Below are 15413 nucleotides of genomic sequence, written 5' to 3' on the forward strand. Positions count from 1 at the left end.
TACAGCACTTGTTACATCGCTGTGTCTGAAAATCGCAGTTTTCTGGGGATATGAAAAGCTGGTCGGGGAGAGAGGATTCGAACCTCCGGCCCCTGCCTCCCGAAGACAGTGCTCTACCTGGCTGAGCTACTCCCCGACCGATGCGTCCGGCCCGCACTCGCAGGCCGCCTCGGAGGCAGACGCGGCTCTATACGGGCGAGCGCCCGTGCTTTCAACCGCTGATTTCGCAGCGCCTACTCGGCTGCCTCGGCCATCTCCACTGTCTGCGGACCGCGGATCAGGCCGCCCGGCCGCGCCTCGGTCACCTCGCCCTTCACGAAGGTGATCTCGCCCGACTTGATCGTGTAATCATAGCCGTGCGCCTTCTGCAGTAACCGCTTGCCGCCGGCCGGAAGATCGAAGGCGAGCCACGGCTTTTCGAGCTTGATATTATCGAGATCGATCACGTTAATATCAGCCAGAAAACCGGGCGCGAGCACACCGCGATCGTTGAGGCCGTAGAGGCGCGCTGTATCGTGGCATTGCCGCTTCACGGCATTCTGGATCGATATCGTCCCACGCTCACGGTCCCGCACCCAATGCTCGAGCATGAAAGTCGGCGAGGCCGCATCGCAGATGGTGCCGCAATGCGCGCCGCCGTCCGACAGCGAGTTCACCGTATCGTCGCGATGCTGGAGCGGATGCAGGAAATCGAGATTGCCGTCCGCATAGTTGAGGATCGGATAGTAGATGAAGCCCTTCCCGTCTTCGCGCATCAGCAGCTCATAGGCATATTCGGGACCCGTCATGCCGGCGGCTTCTGCCCGCGCGGCGACGCTTTCCTCCGCGGTTGGCTCGTAATTGAAACCGTCCATCATCTCGAACTGGAGCATCCAGCCATTGGCGATGACCATCGCAAGCGGCAGCAGATCTGGATTGGTCTCGCTGTAATCGGACTCCTCCTCGATCATCCGCTTGCGGAAATCGGGATCCTGAAGCTTGGCGTATTTCTCCTCCCAAGAGAGTTCAGCGATTTCCTTCCAGGCCGACTTGAATACGAACGGATGGACCGTCCCCTGCCAGGCCATGATGATGCCGTTTCCGCGCAGCGCGATCTGCGCGACGATATTCGCGCCCTTGGCGTTCTCCTCGGCCGTCGCCGCGATTTGCTCGTCGAGCGTCATTTCCTTGGCGATCGACTGGAGCGCGGCAAAGGTGCAGGGCAGCCCGGTCTCGCGGCTCAGGTCGCCCATCCAGCCGAATTCGTTCCACTCCTTCTTCATGTCCGAGGCCATTTCGAAAACGCCATGGCCGACGCGGCCCATCGCGCGACCGATGCCGATCAGCTCTTCCTTGGTCGCCGTCGTGCCGGGCACGAGTTCGCCATCGACGTCCCGGTGGAGCGTCGTACGCGAGGTCGAGAAACCGAGTGCGCCGGCGCGCAGGCCTTCTTCGACGATGGCCGACATCTGCTCAATATCATCATCTGTGGGCACGGCGCCCGGCCTTTCGCGGTCGCCAAGCACATAGGCACGGATCGCGCCATGCGGGACATGTGTTGCCACATCGACGGTGCGCGGCATCTTTTCGAGCTCGTCCATATATTCGGGGAAGCTCTCCCAGTTCCAGGTCATGCCTTCGGCGAGCGCGGTGCCCGGGATATCCTCGACGCCCTCCATCAGGCCGATCAGCCAGTCATGCTTGTCCGGCTTGGCCGGCGCAAAGCCGACACCGCAATTGCCCATGACGACCGTGGTCACGCCGTGCCAGCTCGACGGGCCCATCTCGTCGTCCCAGGTCGCCTGGCCATCATAGTGCGTGTGGATATCGACCCAGCCCGGCGCGACGATCTTGCCGCTCGCATCGATTTCCTCACGGCCCTCGCCGCTGACTTCGCCGATCTGCGTGATCAGATTGCCATCAACCGCGATGTCCGCCTGAAAAGGTTCGCCGCCCAAACCGTCAACGATCGTGCCGCCCCGAATAACGATATCGTGCATCAAAATCTCTCCTGATTCTCTGGCCTGATTTTTGGTTTACGTAGACGTTAGCAGAAAAGCGCCCAGGCTGCTACGTTCGACGGATGGACGACGGATTCAGCTGGAACCCCGACCCGGACAGCGGCATCGCGATGCGCTGGATCGAGGCCAACGGGCAGCGGTTTGAACTGGCCGAAACCGGGAGCGGCGACCGGCTTGCGCTCTGCCTGCACGGCTTTCCCGAGCTGCATTTCTCGTGGCGCTACCAGATGCCGCTGCTCGCCCGGCTCGGCTATCGCGTCTGGGCGCCCAACCTGCGCGGTTATGGTGGATCGAGCCGGCCCGACGGCGTGCGCGCCTATGCACTCGATCATCTCACCCAGGATGTCGCCGCGCTGATCGATGCGAGCGGCGCGAAAGAGGTCACGCTGATCGCGCATGACTGGGGCGCGATTATCGCCTGGGCTTTTGCGATCGGCAAAGTCCGGCCGCTTGAAAAGCTCGTCATATTGAACGTACCGCATCCGATGGTCGGGCGGCGCGAAATCCGGCATTGGCGACAGCTCAAAAAGAGCTGGTACATCTTCTTTTTCCAGCTTCCCTGGCTGCCTGAAAAGATGCTCGGCCGCGGCAACGGGAAGGCGATCGGCGAAATCTTCGTGAGATCGAGCTGCGACCAGAGAAATTTCGGGCCCGACGTGCAGGCGGTCTACGCTGCGGCCGCGGCCCGGCCGAGCGCGCTGACCGCCATGCTCAACTATTATCGCGCGCTGCTGCGTCATCAGGACAGCTTCGATCTCGGCGACGGCCGGATCGAGATACCGACGCTGATGATCTGGGGCGAGGAAGATGTCGCGCTCAACATCCGCTGCACCGAGGGCACGGAGGAATGGGTGCCGAAACTCGAACTGCATCGGCTGCCCGGCGTATCGCACTGGGTCCAGCAGGAAGCGCCAGAACAGGTCAATGCGATCCTCGAGGACTGGCTAAGCCGCTAGTCGCGCGCCGCGATCATTTCTTCGATGGCGACGAATTTTTCGCGCGGGCTGCCTTCGCGAGCGCGCTCGGCTTCCGCCTCTTCGATCTTCTTCCAGTCGCGGAAGGTGACAACTTCCACGTTGCGCTCGGCAAGCAATGCGTCGAGCCCCTTGCGGCCCGCCTTGCCCGCGCCTTCGCCAATATCCTCGGCGATCAGGTCGACCACGGCATAGCCGTCCGGCCTGTTCGTGCCGATCGTGCCGGTCGGGCCGCGCTTCGCCCAGCCGACGCAATAGAGGCCCGGCAATATCCGCCCCTCATCGTTCGCGAAGCGGCCGCGGCCATGTTCGAACGGCACGCCTTCCATCTCCGGCGTCTGGTAGCCAATACAGGTGACGACCATTGAGGCAGGAATCGTATAGGTCTCTCCGGTGCCGACGCTCCGCAGATCGGCATCGAGTTCGGTGCGCTCGACAACGACTCGTTCGACCTTGCCATCGCCTTCGATCCGCACGGGCGCGGCGAAAAAGTCGAAATCTATCTCGACCGTTTTGTCGGCCCGGAACGATTCCGGAATCGCCGCAAACTCGCGCAGGAACGTCACCGATTTGCGCATGCCCGGCTCGAGGAGCGCATCGGCACCCTCTTCTGGCAGGTCGTTGGGATCGACACGCGGCGCGGCGCGCTCCAGCCGCCCCAATTCGCCCAGTTCCTTTGGCGTCATCGCAATCTGATGCGGACCCCGCCGGCCGAGCAGCGCAATATGCTCGGTCTTCGCCTTTTCCAGCTCTTCATAGGCATGGAGCACGATGTCCGACCCGGCGAATTCATCGGGCGTCTTGGAAAGCACGCGCGCGACATCGAGCGCGACATTGCCATTGCCGATGACGACGACATGCGTGCCATCAAGCGGCGGATCGACCTCGGCATGATCGGGATGGCCGTTATACCAACCGACAAAGGCAGCGCTCCCGAATACATCGGGCAGATCGGCACCCGGAATCCCGAGCTCCCGGTCATGCGGCGCGCCAGTCGCGATAATCACCGCATCGTAGAGGTCCTGCAATTCGGCGATGCTGATCTGTCCGCCGATCGTGAGATTGCCGACGAAGCGGACATTGTCGGACAGCGCCACCTTTTCATAGCGCCGGGCGACATTCTTGATCGACTGATGATCAGGCGCGACGCCGAAGCGGATCAGACCATAGGGAACGGGAAGCCGATCGATCATGTCGATGGATACGCCATCACCGAACAGTTTCTGCGCGGCTTCGGCAGAATAATAGCCCGCCGGCCCCGTGCCGACGATCGCGATATGGCGCATGGGCCACTCCCCTCTGATTTTCGGCGCGATGCTAGCGGGCTGTGCCGCCGAGGCAAGCAAAAGGGCGTATCGCCCTGTTGGCCGCAAGAGTGTCGTCAAAAAGGGTTCCAGCGAAATATCGGCGCGCAACACATATAGCGTGGCCGCTTTGTCCGGATATGTTCGCTTAAAACCCCTTCTGGCTGCATCGAAGCCGCAGATTTCGCGATTTCCCGTGATACGCAGCACAGCGCGGATATTGGGAAAATCTTGATATTTGGGCCTGTAAACGGTAGGCGCATGACCAACCAAGATCGCTGGGTCGGCAAGGAGAGTAGCATGGTTTTTTCTAGCCGCGACAATCGCTTTATCGGTTTCGTTCTCGTTGCCGCACTGGCGACGCAGCCTGTCGCCGCCTATCAGTTCGGCGGCATATTGGGCGGGCGCTCGTCGAGTTCGAGCGACGATACCAATCATTGCAACACCGCCGGAGAATCGGTCGGGCGGTCGGTCATAGGCGGCCTGCTCGGCAGTGCCGCACGCTCGATCGGCATTCCGACTTTCGTACCGTCGGCCCAGTTCGCCGATACGCTGGCGACGGAAATCGCCTGCCGCCTAGAACCTGAGGAACAGGAAAAGGCCGCAGCGGCGACTGTCGAAGCGACGCGCAGCGGCGAGGTCGGATCGACGGCAACCTGGACGAGCGACACACGTTCCGGCGTCAGCGGCTCGTCGACCGTAACCGGCCGGACCGAGCAGGCGGGCGGCGGCGATTGCCTACAGGTCACCGATGTCATCATCGTGGATGGCGAGGAGACGACCGTTCCCAAGACGATGTGCCGCGTTCCGCCCTCAACCCGGTATGTGCTGGCGGCCTAAACCATGAAGCGTTTGCGGATGGCGATTGCAACAGGCGCGGCCTTGCTGTGCGCCAGCGCCGCCCCCGGCGCGCAATCCGATTCCGCGAATCCGACCTGCCCGGCATCGCCCAATTGGGCGGCCAATCAGGTCATGTCCCTAACGCCGGTCGACCGGGGCAATCAACGTGTCTTGCTGGCCGAGGGCGTGATCACGCCGGGCCTTGCCGATCGATTGCGCGACGCGCTCGCAGAAGACGACCAGATATCGGAGATCTGGTTCCGCTCGCCGGGCGGCGACGCCTATGCCGGCAATGAGGCGGGCCGGATGCTGCGCTCGGAATTTCCCGGCATTATCACGCGGATACCGTCAGGCTGGGCCTGTTTCTCGGCCTGCAATTTCGCGTTTATGGGCGGGCAGTTGCGGATCGTGGAGCCCCAGGGCCAATTCATGGTCCATATGTTCACCCATACCGGCAATCGCGATATCATCCGGCAGGAAGTGGAAGCGGGGACCGACAGCACATTGGAACTGATCGGCGAGATCGAGCAATCGAGCGCCCAGCTCGCCACCGAAGATAATGACTTTCTGATCCGTATGGGCGTCTCGCGCCGTCTGCTCAGCGAGGTGATGTACGCGACCCAGGCCGTTGGCGACGGCGAAACGCGCCGCTGCCTGACGCAAGACGAAGCCTATAGCTATAACGTGGCGAATGTCCGCGAATAGCGGGCTACAATATCGACCAATCCGGTAACGACCGCGCCTGCTCAATAGGTGCTTGGCGCACGGTATCCGTATCCCTAGGGTTCCCTTTTTGCAGAGCAAGATGGCCCGCGAAACCGGGCCGGGAGGGAAAAAGACATGCAGGATTTTTCGGGCAAGATAGCGGTCGTGACCGGCGGCGGATCGGGAATCGGGCGCGCGCTGGTGCTGCAACTCGTCGCCGAAGGCTGTTCCATCGCGATGTGCGATATCGGCGACGAAGACATGGCCGAAACCACAGCGCTCGCCGAAGCGCAAGCGACGCAGGGCGCGAAAATCATCAGCTTCCACGCCGATGTCGGTAATGAGGATGATATCATAGCCTTTCGCGATTATGTGCTCGCCGAGACCGGCGAGGACCATATCCACCTGCTCTTCAACAATGCCGGCATCGGCGGCGGCGGCAGTTTCGTTGCCGGGGATCGCGGGCAATGGGAGCGGACTTTCAACGTCTGCTGGGATGGGGTCTATCTGACGGCCCGGGCTTTTATGCCGCTGCTCGTCAAGGCCAATGAGGCGCACATCGTCAATGTCAGTTCAGTCAACGGCTTCTGGGCGAGCATCGGGCCGGATACGCCGCACACCGCCTATTGCGCCGCCAAATTCGCGGTGAAGGGCTTTACCGAGGCGCTGCTCACGGACCTCGCGATCAACGCGCCGCATGTGAAAGCGAGCGTCGTGATGCCCGGCCATATCGGCACGTCGATCGCGATCAATTCGGTCCGCGAGCATGGCGTCACCGATATCCTCGGCCCCGGCGAAAGCGAGGAGGAAGTGCGCCAGCGCATGGTGGATTTCCGCGACAACGGCATGGAACCGGCCGAGGCGGCAAAGATCATCCTCGATGGCGTGCGCGAAGAGGAATGGCGGATATTGGTCGGCGATGACGCGAAGATGCTCGACGCCGCGACACGCACCGATCCCAAATATGTCCTGACGCGCGAGTTCGTCGAGAATGCGGTACCGACTATGGAGACCTGATCGGCAACGTCTTCATTCCGACCGCGTGTGACCCGCTAGTTCGCCAATCCACGCCGTAACCGCCTCGTCGGTCATTGGGCCGCCGGGCCATGGTATCTCCGGCGTGTAGAATTCATTGTTGCCGCGTACCCGATTGCGATACACTTTCAGCGAGTAGGAGAAGCGGGCGAGACCGCTCGGGAGCAGCGCTACCGTATTGTCGATATAGATGGCGTCCGCATAGGTCGGGAGGCCAATATGCGTGACGCCGGGCAACCTGCGCATAACATCGGCGAAATCGAGACAGGCGCTGCCGCAGCGGGAATCGGTCAGGAAATAGACGCGGCCCGAAATCGGATTGGCGGGCGGCGGCCCGGACGGTTCGGTGCCGGGGTCTGATGTACGGACCAGCGCCTCGTCGCGCTCGAGTGCTGCCGCCATCGCCGTGCGTACCCCGTCCACATATTCCGCCGCATCGGCGAGCCCGTCCCGGCTTACCGTTTCGAAAATGCCGTCGAGATGCGCCATATTCGCCGCCGAGACGCGCCAATCGACGGTGGCGTCGAAACTTTCGGTGATCCGGCTAACCCATTCCTCGCCGTAAAGCGCCTGCGCCACGGCGACGCCCCAGGCGCTGTTGCCGCCGCCATTGCCGCGCACGTCGAACACGACGGCCCGGCTGCGCAACTCATCTCGCCGCTCCCCAATCTCGTCAATGACGGCCTGCATGGTCCGAGCTCGCGATCCTGTCTGCACGAAGCTTGGCAGGCCAACGAAGACTATGCCGTCGCGTTCGGCAATGCCGAGCTCGGGTCGGTCGGACCGGAGCGATGCGAATTGTTCGGACCGCGTTCTGGCCGACAGACGCGCCCATTCTAGATCGACCGCACGCGTCTCTCCATCAATCAGAAACGTGCATTGGGCGAGTTGCAGTTCCTCATCGCCCGGATCGAGGGTGAAGAGGCGCGGCACGTACCAACGGCGCGTATGCGGGATATCGGCGTTAAAAAAATAGGGATCAACGCGCTCGCCAAGTAGCGCGTCCACCGCCTGCCCGTCGCAAGATTGCAGTTTGGCTCCCACCGGAACCGCATCGGTATTCGAATAAAAAACGGAATCAGCGTTTCCGTCGACCGAGCGCCGAACGAGAAAACGCGGCCAGGAATAGATGCGCGGCTGATAGTTGAGTCCAAGCGCGATATGGCCGTCGCGAAAGCCGTTGACGAAAAAGCGCAATGTGCGCTCATAATCGGCCATCGAGTCTGCTCTACCCGCTCGCTGCGACGCTTCGGCGAAACCATCGCGCAGCCATTCGCCATAGCGGCTGTTCTCCAGATCGACGGGGCCAGGATGATTTTCGGCGAGCAGATCCCGGATCGCCTCCAGATCACCTAGCGCCAATTCCGCCCATATCGACGCACCGTCGTCCTGTGCCGCTGCTGGTGGTGAGCCGGTCAAGCCAACCCCTAGGACGAACGCGAACGCGCAACCAATCTGCCGCAACACCAGCATCGCCATTCCCTCCCCGTCTGTCGTGTTACGTGCGGGGATAGGAATTACGACCCATGTCGTCAAATTGCCGGCGCCGCGATTTGGCGGATGACAGGAGCGGCTGCCCCGGCTAATCGGCTGGCGATGACAGACCTTTCGCATATCCGGAACTTCTCGATTATCGCGCATATCGACCATGGGAAGTCGACGCTGGCCGACCGTCTTATTCAGCAAACCGGCGGTTTGTCTGAACGCGAGATGGAGGAGCAGGTGCTCGACAATATGGATATCGAGCGCGAGCGCGGGATCACGATCAAGGCCCAGACCGTCCGCCTCACCTACACCGCGCAGGACGGCGAGACCTATCAGCTCAGCCTCATGGACACGCCCGGCCATGTCGATTTCGCCTATGAGGTCTCCCGCAGCCTCGCCGCCTGCGAGGGCGCGCTGCTCGTCGTCGACGCGGCCCAGGGCGTCGAAGCCCAGACGCTCGCCAATGTCTACCAGTCGATCGAGCATGATCACGAGATCCTCCCCGTCATCAACAAGATCGACCTCCCCGCCGCCGACCCCAAAAAGGTCCGCGCCGAGATCGAGGAAGTGATCGGCATCCCCGCCGATGACGCCGTCCTCGCCAGCGCCAAGACGGGCGAAGGCATCGAGGCCATCCTCGAACAGATCGTCCAGAAAATCCCGCCCCCGGGCGGCGACCGCGACGCGCCGCTCAAGGCCATGCTCGTCGACAGCTGGTACGATCCCTATCTCGGCGTCGTCATCCTCGTCCGCGTGATCGACGGCGTCCTGCGCAAGGGCCTCCAGATCAAATTCATGCAGAACGGCACCCAGCATCTGGTGGACCGCGTCGGCTGCATGCGCCCCAAGATCGAGCAGCTCGAAGAACTCGGCCCCGGCGAAATCGGCTTCATCACCGCGCAGATCAAGGAGGTCGCGGACACCGCGGTCGGCGACACGATCACGACCGTCAAGAATGGCGCGACCGAGCCCCTGCCCGGTTTCCGCGAAGTCCAGTCGGTCGTCTTTTGCGGGCTCTTCCCGGTGGATGCGGCGGACTTCGAGAAACTCCGCGAGAGCATCTCCAAGCTCCGCCTCAACGATGCGAGCTTCACCTTCGAGATGGAGACGAGCGCCGCGCTCGGCCAGGGCTTTCGCGCCGGCTTTCTCGGCCTGCTGCATCTCGAGATCATCCAGGAACGGTTGACGCGCGAATATGATCTCGACCTGATCACGACTGCGCCCTCGGTGGTCTACAAGCTGACCATGACCGACGGCGCGACGCAAGAGCTGCACAACCCGGCCGACATGCCGGACGTCGTGAAGATCGCGCATATCGAGGAGCCCTGGATCAAGGCGACCATCTATGTGCCCGACGATTATCTCGGCCCCATCCTCAAACTCTGCCAGGACCGGCGCGGCATCCAGAAGCAGCTGACCTATGTCGGCGGCCGCGCCCAGCTCGTTTACGAGCTACCGCTCAACGAAGTGGTCTTCGACTTTTACGACCGGCTGAAGAGCATTTCGCGCGGCTACGCTTCCTTCGATTACGAGGCTATCGGCTATCGCGAGGGCGATCTGGTCAAAATGAACATCCTCGTCAACCAGGAACCCGTCGACGCGCTGAGCATGATCGTCCACCGCGACGCGGCGGAGACCCGCGGCCGCCATATGTGCGAGCGCCTCAAAGACCTGATCCCCCGCCACCTGTTCAAAATCCCCATCCAGGCCGCGATCGGCGGCAAAGTCATCGCCCGCGAAACGATCGGCGCGATGCGCAAGGACGTGACCGCGAAATGCTATGGCGGGGATATTACGCGGAAGAAGAAGCTGCTTGAGAAGCAGAAAAAGGGGAAGGCGAAGATGCGGGAGTATGGCAACGTCAGCATCCCGCAGGAGGCGTTTATTGCGGCGTTGAAGATGGGGGAGGAGTGAGATGAAACCGAAGGAACGGGCTGCCGCAGCGCGAGCCGAGCTTGAACAAGCAATACTGGACTATCTCAGAAATCATCCAGAAGGTGCAATCAACAACCAGATCGCGCGCGAGTTGGGGCTGGAATCTGATTTCGACGGGCGGCAAAAGAACTACCTGAGCTATTCGCTTCTAGGAGGACTGATGAAGCGCGGCTTGGTTAAGAGAGAAGATGTGGACGGGAGAAAGCCTTTTAAACTAGCGTGATCGTCCGGGGGGTCCGGCTACCCAAGCTTGGTGCACAACAAAGGAGTGCAACAGTTGGCAAGAGTTGATTATCAAAAAACCTTCAGCCAACTCTTGCTGGGTTATCTGGATTCTGGAGTTCCAATCTCCAAAGAGTCCTTATTCGCCCACCCATCGCTCGGGACGGCAAAGGACGCTACCAAACTAAAGCATCTGAAAAAGTTCTTTCAGGAAAAACCGGAATTTTTCGGCTCAGTTCTTGGAGTACTGCCGCCGTCGAACTCGATTATCGATATGGCTGAGAAACGCCTAGGCGAGCCAGTCACGGAAGATAACGTTGTTTCCATGAATCGAGCCTGTGCTGACATAGTCAAAGCTGCATTTGAACCTGTTGTAGAACAAGTCGTCCGAGAAGGTTTGTTCGAGCATATAGAAAGCGATATTTGTACCATTCCGCTCAAGGAATTGATGACTTTCTTGCTCGGTGATTTCGCCGAGTTTTCAAAAGGCGCGGGCAATGGCCTTGTTTCAGTTGCTGGTACCTTAAACGAACTTCTCCTTATTCGATGCCTCGAAAACATCGGAATGGAAAGCACTTCATTCAGTCAGACTGGGGCCGAATCAGAAGGGGACATAATTGTCCACTCCACGTCGTCAAACAAAGGTAACTTGGGAATTGAAATCAAAAGTTACCACGCGCGTGAGCGGTTGCTTAGAGGGTTGAGAGATCTGAATCGTCCGAAAGTTGGCGCTGGATATTTCATCGATGCAAGCGAATTTAACGAAGGCAGAACCCGCTTGCTCCTTCAGACACAAGCGGCCGCAATATATATGCCTCAAGAAACCTTGGATCTCTTGGCCTCAGATGCACGATCGATAACAAGCCAAGACATCATCAGTTTTGGGAGCCGATTCTATCGCCCAATTGAAATTTTCGCGACCGATATGCTGTCGTATTCGAAATCTGGCGAGCTTCCTTCCTATCCTTAAACGCGCTCGGAAACCTCAACAGTCGGCCGTTGTGATAACAACCAAGCTTCGACTTCGTCGACGGTTTGTCCAATTCCAAGCTGATGCTTCCCACGCAAAGCGCATTCCCAGACGATAGCAGTACGCCAACCAAGTTTTGTTAAGCAGTCGATATGGTTCTGATCTCGCCTGCGGTTTCCTTCAATCTTTCCCCTCCAGAATTCTGCTTTAGTGCTTGGCCATTTGAACAAGCTACAACCGTGACCGTGCCAGAAACACCCATGGACGAACACGACTGCATGGTGTTTTCGGAGAACTATATCAGGTTTGCCCGGCAGATCGCTCTGGTGCAGACGAAAACGAAAACCCCTCGCGTGCAATCCACGCCTTAACATCAACTCTGGTTTCGTATCTTTCGAGCGTATGCCGGACATCATCCGGCTCCGAACTTCTTTCGAAACAACGTCGGCCATCAGATTAAGCCGCTCTGGTCTCGACGGATTCCTGTGCAAGCGCAGACATTAGATGAGGTTTCATCGCGTTCGCGATGAATTCGACCACCGGAACGACAACGGCATTCCCAAACTGCCGGTACGCTTGCGTATCGGACACAGGAATTTGCCATTTTCGTCCTTCCCGCTCGAAACCCATCAACCGTCCACATTCCTGTGGTGTCAATCGACGAGGTCTGTTTCCCTCCTGAGCGATCAGGATTTCGGAGCCGTCCTTGTAGTATCTAGCCGACAGCGTTCGAGCGACATCGTCCGGACCACAAAGGCCAAAACCGAAGCCGTTTCCTTTGGCTTCATGCTTTGCACGATAGGCCTGCAGATACTCCCACAACCTTGGTGTGAGCGTGTATTTGGGATCAACATCTTCATTACAATCAAGAACGCTGCCCAAAGTTGGGTTGGTATCAGGCAACTCAAGGCTGTTAAGATTAAACGCAGTTGGATTTTTGAAGCCAACGATGAAAATTCGTTCCCGTTTTTGCGGCACCCAATGCCGGGCATTTATCACCCTTGATTGCACCTTGTAGCCGAGCTCGTTTTCAAGGACGTTCATGATCGTCCTGAACGTCTGGCCTCTATCATGACGCTCGAGATTTTTTACGTTCTCAAGCACAAAGGCCGCCGGCTCGTGATGAGCGATTATTTTCGCAGTGTCGAAGAAGAGCGTACCCTGCGTGTCACAGAGAAATCCATGCGGCCGCCCCAGAGCATTTTTTTTTGATACTCCTGCAATCGAGAATGGTTGGCAGGGGAATCCGGCCAAAAGGAGATCGTGCTCAGGAATGCGGTCCGGATCGTCGGAATATTCTCGAATATCGCCTGCAACCGGGTGATTATCACGAAAATTTGCTTGATAGGTTTTCTGCGCGAACTTGTCCCATTCGGACGTAAAAACGCAATGCCCGCCTATTCCCTGAAAACCGATTCGAAGCCCACCAATACCGGCAAAAAGGTCTATGAAGTTGAACGAAATCTGTTCGCCTTTCTCTGCACCCGGAAATTTGGCCAACACAGAAAGTGACTGCATGACAACCTTGCGCGGCTCGGCCTCGCCCCGTTCCCAACGGTAAACCGTACTTCGTGAAAAGCCGAACTCATTCGCTATTTCATCAATCCCAAGTCCTGCTGTCTTCCTCAGATGTGAAAATTGTGAGGGTTGTTGGGGCATGGAAAGCTCCTGGGACGATTTGTGTCAGATTGCATAAATCCGTCCCTTTTGACAAGAACAAAACATGAATCAAGTAACTTAGTTGTGGGTGAATCCTATTCATCCCCACCCTCCCGCCCCCGCCGCGCGATCGCGCGCAGTTCTTGCTCATGGCCGTGCTGGCCGATCAGCTCTTCGCCCGCCGCGTCGGCGGCCCAGGCCTCTGCGCGCATCTGGGCGAGCAGGTCGGTCAGCACCGTGCTTTTGCGCGCGTCGTCATCGGTGAGCGTCCAGGGGCGGTCGGAATCGCGTTTGCCGTTGGCGATGTCCATCAGGTCGTTCGCGCCGCCGCCGGCTTCGATCAGCACCTCGATATGCGTCAGCTGGCGCGCGTAGAAATCGGCCTCGTCGATCTCGCCGGCGCGGCGGTGTTCGCGCTCCATCTGCACGCGGTTACGATAGTGGATCAGCATGATCTCCAGCGCGCGCAGGCGATCGTCGGCGCGCGCCTCCCAATCCTCGCGCGCATTGGTCTCGGGGGATTTGGTGCCCGCGCCGCCGGGTTTGCCATAGGTTTCGGGCATCCGGTGCTGAAGCTGCCACATGGTCAGGCGTTCGTTGAAGGTACGGCGCTCGGCGACCTGCTTGCCATCATGCATGATGGGGATGGGGACGCCGTGGATCGCGCGATCGAGCGCGGCATCGGCGAGGACGTGCGTGCCATAGTCGAGCGCGGCGGCCCAGGCATCGCGGAACTCGGCGGCCTCCGGGTGGAGGCGGAGCTGATAGGCGCCTTCCTTGGCCATGTTGACGGCCGCGGCCGCGCGGGTGACGGAGCCGGTGCGGGCCAGCGCCTCGATAAAGCCGCGCTGCCGCTCGGGCGTCCAGCCGTCATGGCGCTGCGTCTTGCGGGGCACGGGGGTGAAATCGAGCCGGGGCTTGAGCTGGGCGAACTTGCCTTCGCCGAGATAGCCGGTGGCGCGGCAGCGATCGCAGATAACGGGGGTGCGGTTTTTCATGCGGGGCGGCCTCATCCTTTCGGACGCGGATAGGGACGCGCGTTTCTCCAACATTGCAAGGAGGGGTTTTGTCAGACCTTCGCTTCGCTCAGGCGCGGCAGGTTTCTTTGTCAGACCTCGGCTTCGCCTCGGCGCGGCACCGGCCCGCACCCCCTCCCGACCTCCCAAACAGGGTACACTCATGGGAGGTCGGGAGGGCGCGCGGGCTGGTGCCGCGACATTGCGAGAGCAATGTTCTGACAATCAAAACCCGGTGCGGCGAACTTCCGACAGGAAGTTTCTGACAATGAACTCGCCTAATAAGCGAATTTTTCGCCGACCAGCTTTTCCGACACCGCCCAGAGCTTCTCGGCATTGTCCGGATCGATCGCGTAGGATCGGACACCGCCGGTCATATCCTCGTTGTCCTGGGCCGCGACATGGCAGTCTTCGAGATAGACGCCGCCCTCGCCGTCCAGCTCGGGCGCTGTGGCGGCATAGCAGCTCGTCGCGGCGCCCTGGGGAATGGTTTTAAGCGTCGCCTTGCCGCCGCTGTGTTTTTGCATCTGGGCCATCAGGAACTGGACATCCTCGTCGTTCAGATGGCGGCCGAGATTGGTGACGATGCCGCCCGGATGCACGGCATAGGACCGTACGCCCTGCTCCCGCAGTCGCTTGTCGAGGCCGACGGTGAAAAGGACATTGGCGGTCTTGGACTGGCCATAGGCCTGCCACTTATCATAGTCGCGATCGGCAAAATGCAGATCGTCGAAATGGACGCTGTCGCGGTGATGACCGCGCGAACTGAGATTGACGACCCGCGACGGCGCCGCAGCGATCAGCGTGGGGCTCAGCAAATTGGTCAGCAGGAAATGGCCGACATGATTGGTGCCGAATTGCATTTCGAAGCCGTCGGCGGTCTGCATCTTCGGACAGGCCATGACGCCGGCATTGTTGATCAGCAGGTCGAGCCTGTCATGGGAAGCGAGGAATTCCTCCGCACAGCTGCGGATGCTGTCGAGCGAGGTGAGATCGAGCGCGATCACCTCGACTTGCGCGCCATCGACCGCATCGCGGATCGATTGCGCGGCCTCTTCGCCTTTGTCGACATCCCGCGCGGCAATGATGATCGCCGCTCCGCGACTGGCGAGCGCCCGGGCGGTTTCGGCGCCAAGGCCCGAAGCACCGCCGGTGATGAAGGCGAGCTTGCCGCCAAGGTCCGTGCCGTCGAGCACTTCGTCTGCCGTGGTTTCCGCGCCGAATGCGCTACGATCGCTGGTCATGATATCTCTCCTCTATCCGTACGC

The 15413-nt window shown here is 60.0% G+C and carries 14 protein-coding genes and 1 tRNA gene; 7 read left to right on the forward strand and 8 right to left on the reverse strand.

Annotated features, from left to right (window positions below; translation table 11 throughout):
• Positions 1 to 59: 59 nt before the first annotated feature.
• Positions 60 to 136: transfer RNA gene (locus tag Q0974_RS04035), tRNA-Pro, on the reverse strand.
• A 97-nt stretch (positions 137 to 233) separates the two neighbouring features.
• Positions 234 to 1979 (reverse strand): amidohydrolase family protein, encoded by a 1746-nt coding sequence (locus Q0974_RS04040; protein ID WP_299322936.1) that lies wholly within the window; start codon positions 1977 to 1979, stop codon positions 234 to 236.
• 83 nt (positions 1980 to 2062) lie between these two features.
• Here Q0974_RS04040 and Q0974_RS04045 point away from each other — a divergent pair, with 83 nt between their 5' ends.
• Positions 2063 to 2956: an alpha/beta hydrolase gene (locus tag Q0974_RS04045; protein WP_299322938.1), complete on the forward strand. Its 894-nt coding sequence runs from the start codon at positions 2063 to 2065 to the stop codon at positions 2954 to 2956.
• Here Q0974_RS04045 and Q0974_RS04050 read toward each other — a convergent pair.
• On the reverse strand, positions 2953 to 4260 hold the full coding sequence (locus tag Q0974_RS04050; protein ID WP_299322940.1) for an FAD-dependent oxidoreductase: 1308 nt from the start codon (positions 4258 to 4260) through the stop codon (positions 2953 to 2955). The genes Q0974_RS04045 and Q0974_RS04050 overlap by 4 nt on opposite strands.
• A gap of 318 nt (positions 4261 to 4578) precedes the next feature.
• Between Q0974_RS04050 and Q0974_RS04055 the strand changes: the two genes are divergently transcribed.
• From Q0974_RS04055 to Q0974_RS04065, 3 genes are all read left to right on the forward strand, one after another.
• Complete coding sequence (locus tag Q0974_RS04055) at positions 4579 to 5118, forward strand: hypothetical protein (RefSeq protein ID WP_299322942.1); 540 nt, start codon at positions 4579 to 4581, stop codon at positions 5116 to 5118.
• 18 nt (positions 5119 to 5136) lie between these two features.
• Positions 5137 to 5823 (forward strand): hypothetical protein, encoded by a 687-nt coding sequence (locus tag Q0974_RS04060; protein WP_299322944.1) that lies wholly within the window; start codon positions 5137 to 5139, stop codon positions 5821 to 5823.
• A gap of 135 nt (positions 5824 to 5958) precedes the next feature.
• Entirely contained in the window at positions 5959 to 6840 is an 882-nt protein-coding gene (locus tag Q0974_RS04065) for an SDR family oxidoreductase (protein WP_299322945.1), read from the forward strand.
• Positions 6841 to 6852: 12 nt separating this feature from the next.
• Here the strand turns inward: Q0974_RS04065 and Q0974_RS04070 are convergent, their stop codons facing one another.
• Positions 6853 to 8277 (reverse strand): S41 family peptidase, encoded by a 1425-nt coding sequence (locus tag Q0974_RS04070; RefSeq protein WP_299322946.1) that lies wholly within the window; start codon positions 8275 to 8277, stop codon positions 6853 to 6855.
• 177 nt (positions 8278 to 8454) lie between these two features.
• On the opposite strand from Q0974_RS04070, the gene lepA reads away from it, so the two are divergent.
• From lepA to Q0974_RS04085, 3 genes are read left to right on the forward strand one after another with little or no spacing between them, the layout of a single operon-like run.
• Entirely contained in the window at positions 8455 to 10257 is a 1803-nt protein-coding gene (lepA, locus tag Q0974_RS04075) for a translation elongation factor 4 (protein WP_299322948.1), read from the forward strand.
• Between the two features lies 1 nt (position 10258).
• Positions 10259 to 10501, forward strand: coding sequence for a hypothetical protein (locus Q0974_RS04080; RefSeq protein ID WP_299322950.1), 243 nt, complete (start codon positions 10259 to 10261; stop codon positions 10499 to 10501).
• Positions 10502 to 10555: 54 nt separating this feature from the next.
• Positions 10556 to 11470, forward strand: a complete 915-nt coding sequence (locus tag Q0974_RS04085; protein WP_299322952.1) for a hypothetical protein — start codon at positions 10556 to 10558, stop codon at positions 11468 to 11470.
• On the opposite strand, the gene Q0974_RS04090 is transcribed toward Q0974_RS04085, so the two are convergent.
• The 4 genes from Q0974_RS04090 to Q0974_RS04105 all read right to left on the reverse strand — a co-directional run bounded on the left by Q0974_RS04090 (position 11467) and on the right by Q0974_RS04105 (position 15389).
• Positions 11467 to 11922 (reverse strand): very short patch repair endonuclease, encoded by a 456-nt coding sequence (locus tag Q0974_RS04090; protein WP_299322955.1) that lies wholly within the window; start codon positions 11920 to 11922, stop codon positions 11467 to 11469. The genes Q0974_RS04085 and Q0974_RS04090 overlap by 4 nt on opposite strands.
• 4 nt (positions 11923 to 11926) lie before the next feature.
• Positions 11927 to 13129 (reverse strand): DNA (cytosine-5-)-methyltransferase, encoded by a 1203-nt coding sequence (dcm, locus tag Q0974_RS04095; RefSeq protein WP_299322957.1) that lies wholly within the window; start codon positions 13127 to 13129, stop codon positions 11927 to 11929.
• 95 nt (positions 13130 to 13224) lie between these two features.
• Positions 13225 to 14127 carry a hypothetical protein gene (locus tag Q0974_RS04100; protein WP_299322960.1) on the reverse strand — a complete coding sequence of 301 codons (903 nt, stop codon included), beginning with the start codon at positions 14125 to 14127 and terminating at the stop codon, positions 13225 to 13227.
• Positions 14128 to 14423: 296 nt separating this feature from the next.
• A complete protein-coding gene (locus Q0974_RS04105; RefSeq protein WP_299322962.1) occupies positions 14424 to 15389 on the reverse strand; it encodes an oxidoreductase in 966 nt (321 codons plus the stop codon).
• Between the last annotated feature and the right edge of the window lie 24 nt (positions 15390 to 15413).

This window comes from Parasphingopyxis sp. (assembly GCF_028279465.1).
Lineage (GTDB): Bacteria > Pseudomonadota > Alphaproteobacteria > Sphingomonadales > Sphingomonadaceae > Parasphingopyxis.

Bases quoted from the DNA above. Each gene is read 5' to 3' on its own strand.
- Q0974_RS04040 (WP_299322936.1), bottom strand. From the start codon at position 1,979: ATGCACGATATCGTTATTCGGGGCGGCACGATCGTTGACGGTTTGGGC.
- Q0974_RS04045 (WP_299322938.1), top strand. From the start codon at position 2,063: ATGGACGACGGATTCAGCTGGAACCCCGACCCGGACAGCGGCATCGCG.
- Q0974_RS04050 (WP_299322940.1), bottom strand. From the start codon at position 4,260: ATGCGCCATATCGCGATCGTCGGCACGGGGCCGGCGGGCTATTATTCT.
- Q0974_RS04055 (WP_299322942.1), top strand. From the start codon at position 4,579: ATGGTTTTTTCTAGCCGCGACAATCGCTTTATCGGTTTCGTTCTCGTT.
- Q0974_RS04060 (WP_299322944.1), top strand. From the start codon at position 5,137: ATGGCGATTGCAACAGGCGCGGCCTTGCTGTGCGCCAGCGCCGCCCCC.
- Q0974_RS04065 (WP_299322945.1), top strand. From the start codon at position 5,959: ATGCAGGATTTTTCGGGCAAGATAGCGGTCGTGACCGGCGGCGGATCG.
- lepA (WP_299322948.1), top strand. From the start codon at position 8,455: ATGACAGACCTTTCGCATATCCGGAACTTCTCGATTATCGCGCATATC.
- Q0974_RS04080 (WP_299322950.1), top strand. From the start codon at position 10,259: ATGAAACCGAAGGAACGGGCTGCCGCAGCGCGAGCCGAGCTTGAACAA.
- Q0974_RS04090 (WP_299322955.1), bottom strand. From the start codon at position 11,922: ATGGCCGACGTTGTTTCGAAAGAAGTTCGGAGCCGGATGATGTCCGGC.
- dcm (WP_299322957.1), bottom strand. From the start codon at position 13,129: ATGCCCCAACAACCCTCACAATTTTCACATCTGAGGAAGACAGCAGGA.
- Q0974_RS04100 (WP_299322960.1), bottom strand. From the start codon at position 14,127: ATGAAAAACCGCACCCCCGTTATCTGCGATCGCTGCCGCGCCACCGGC.
- Q0974_RS04105 (WP_299322962.1), bottom strand. From the start codon at position 15,389: ATGACCAGCGATCGTAGCGCATTCGGCGCGGAAACCACGGCAGACGAA.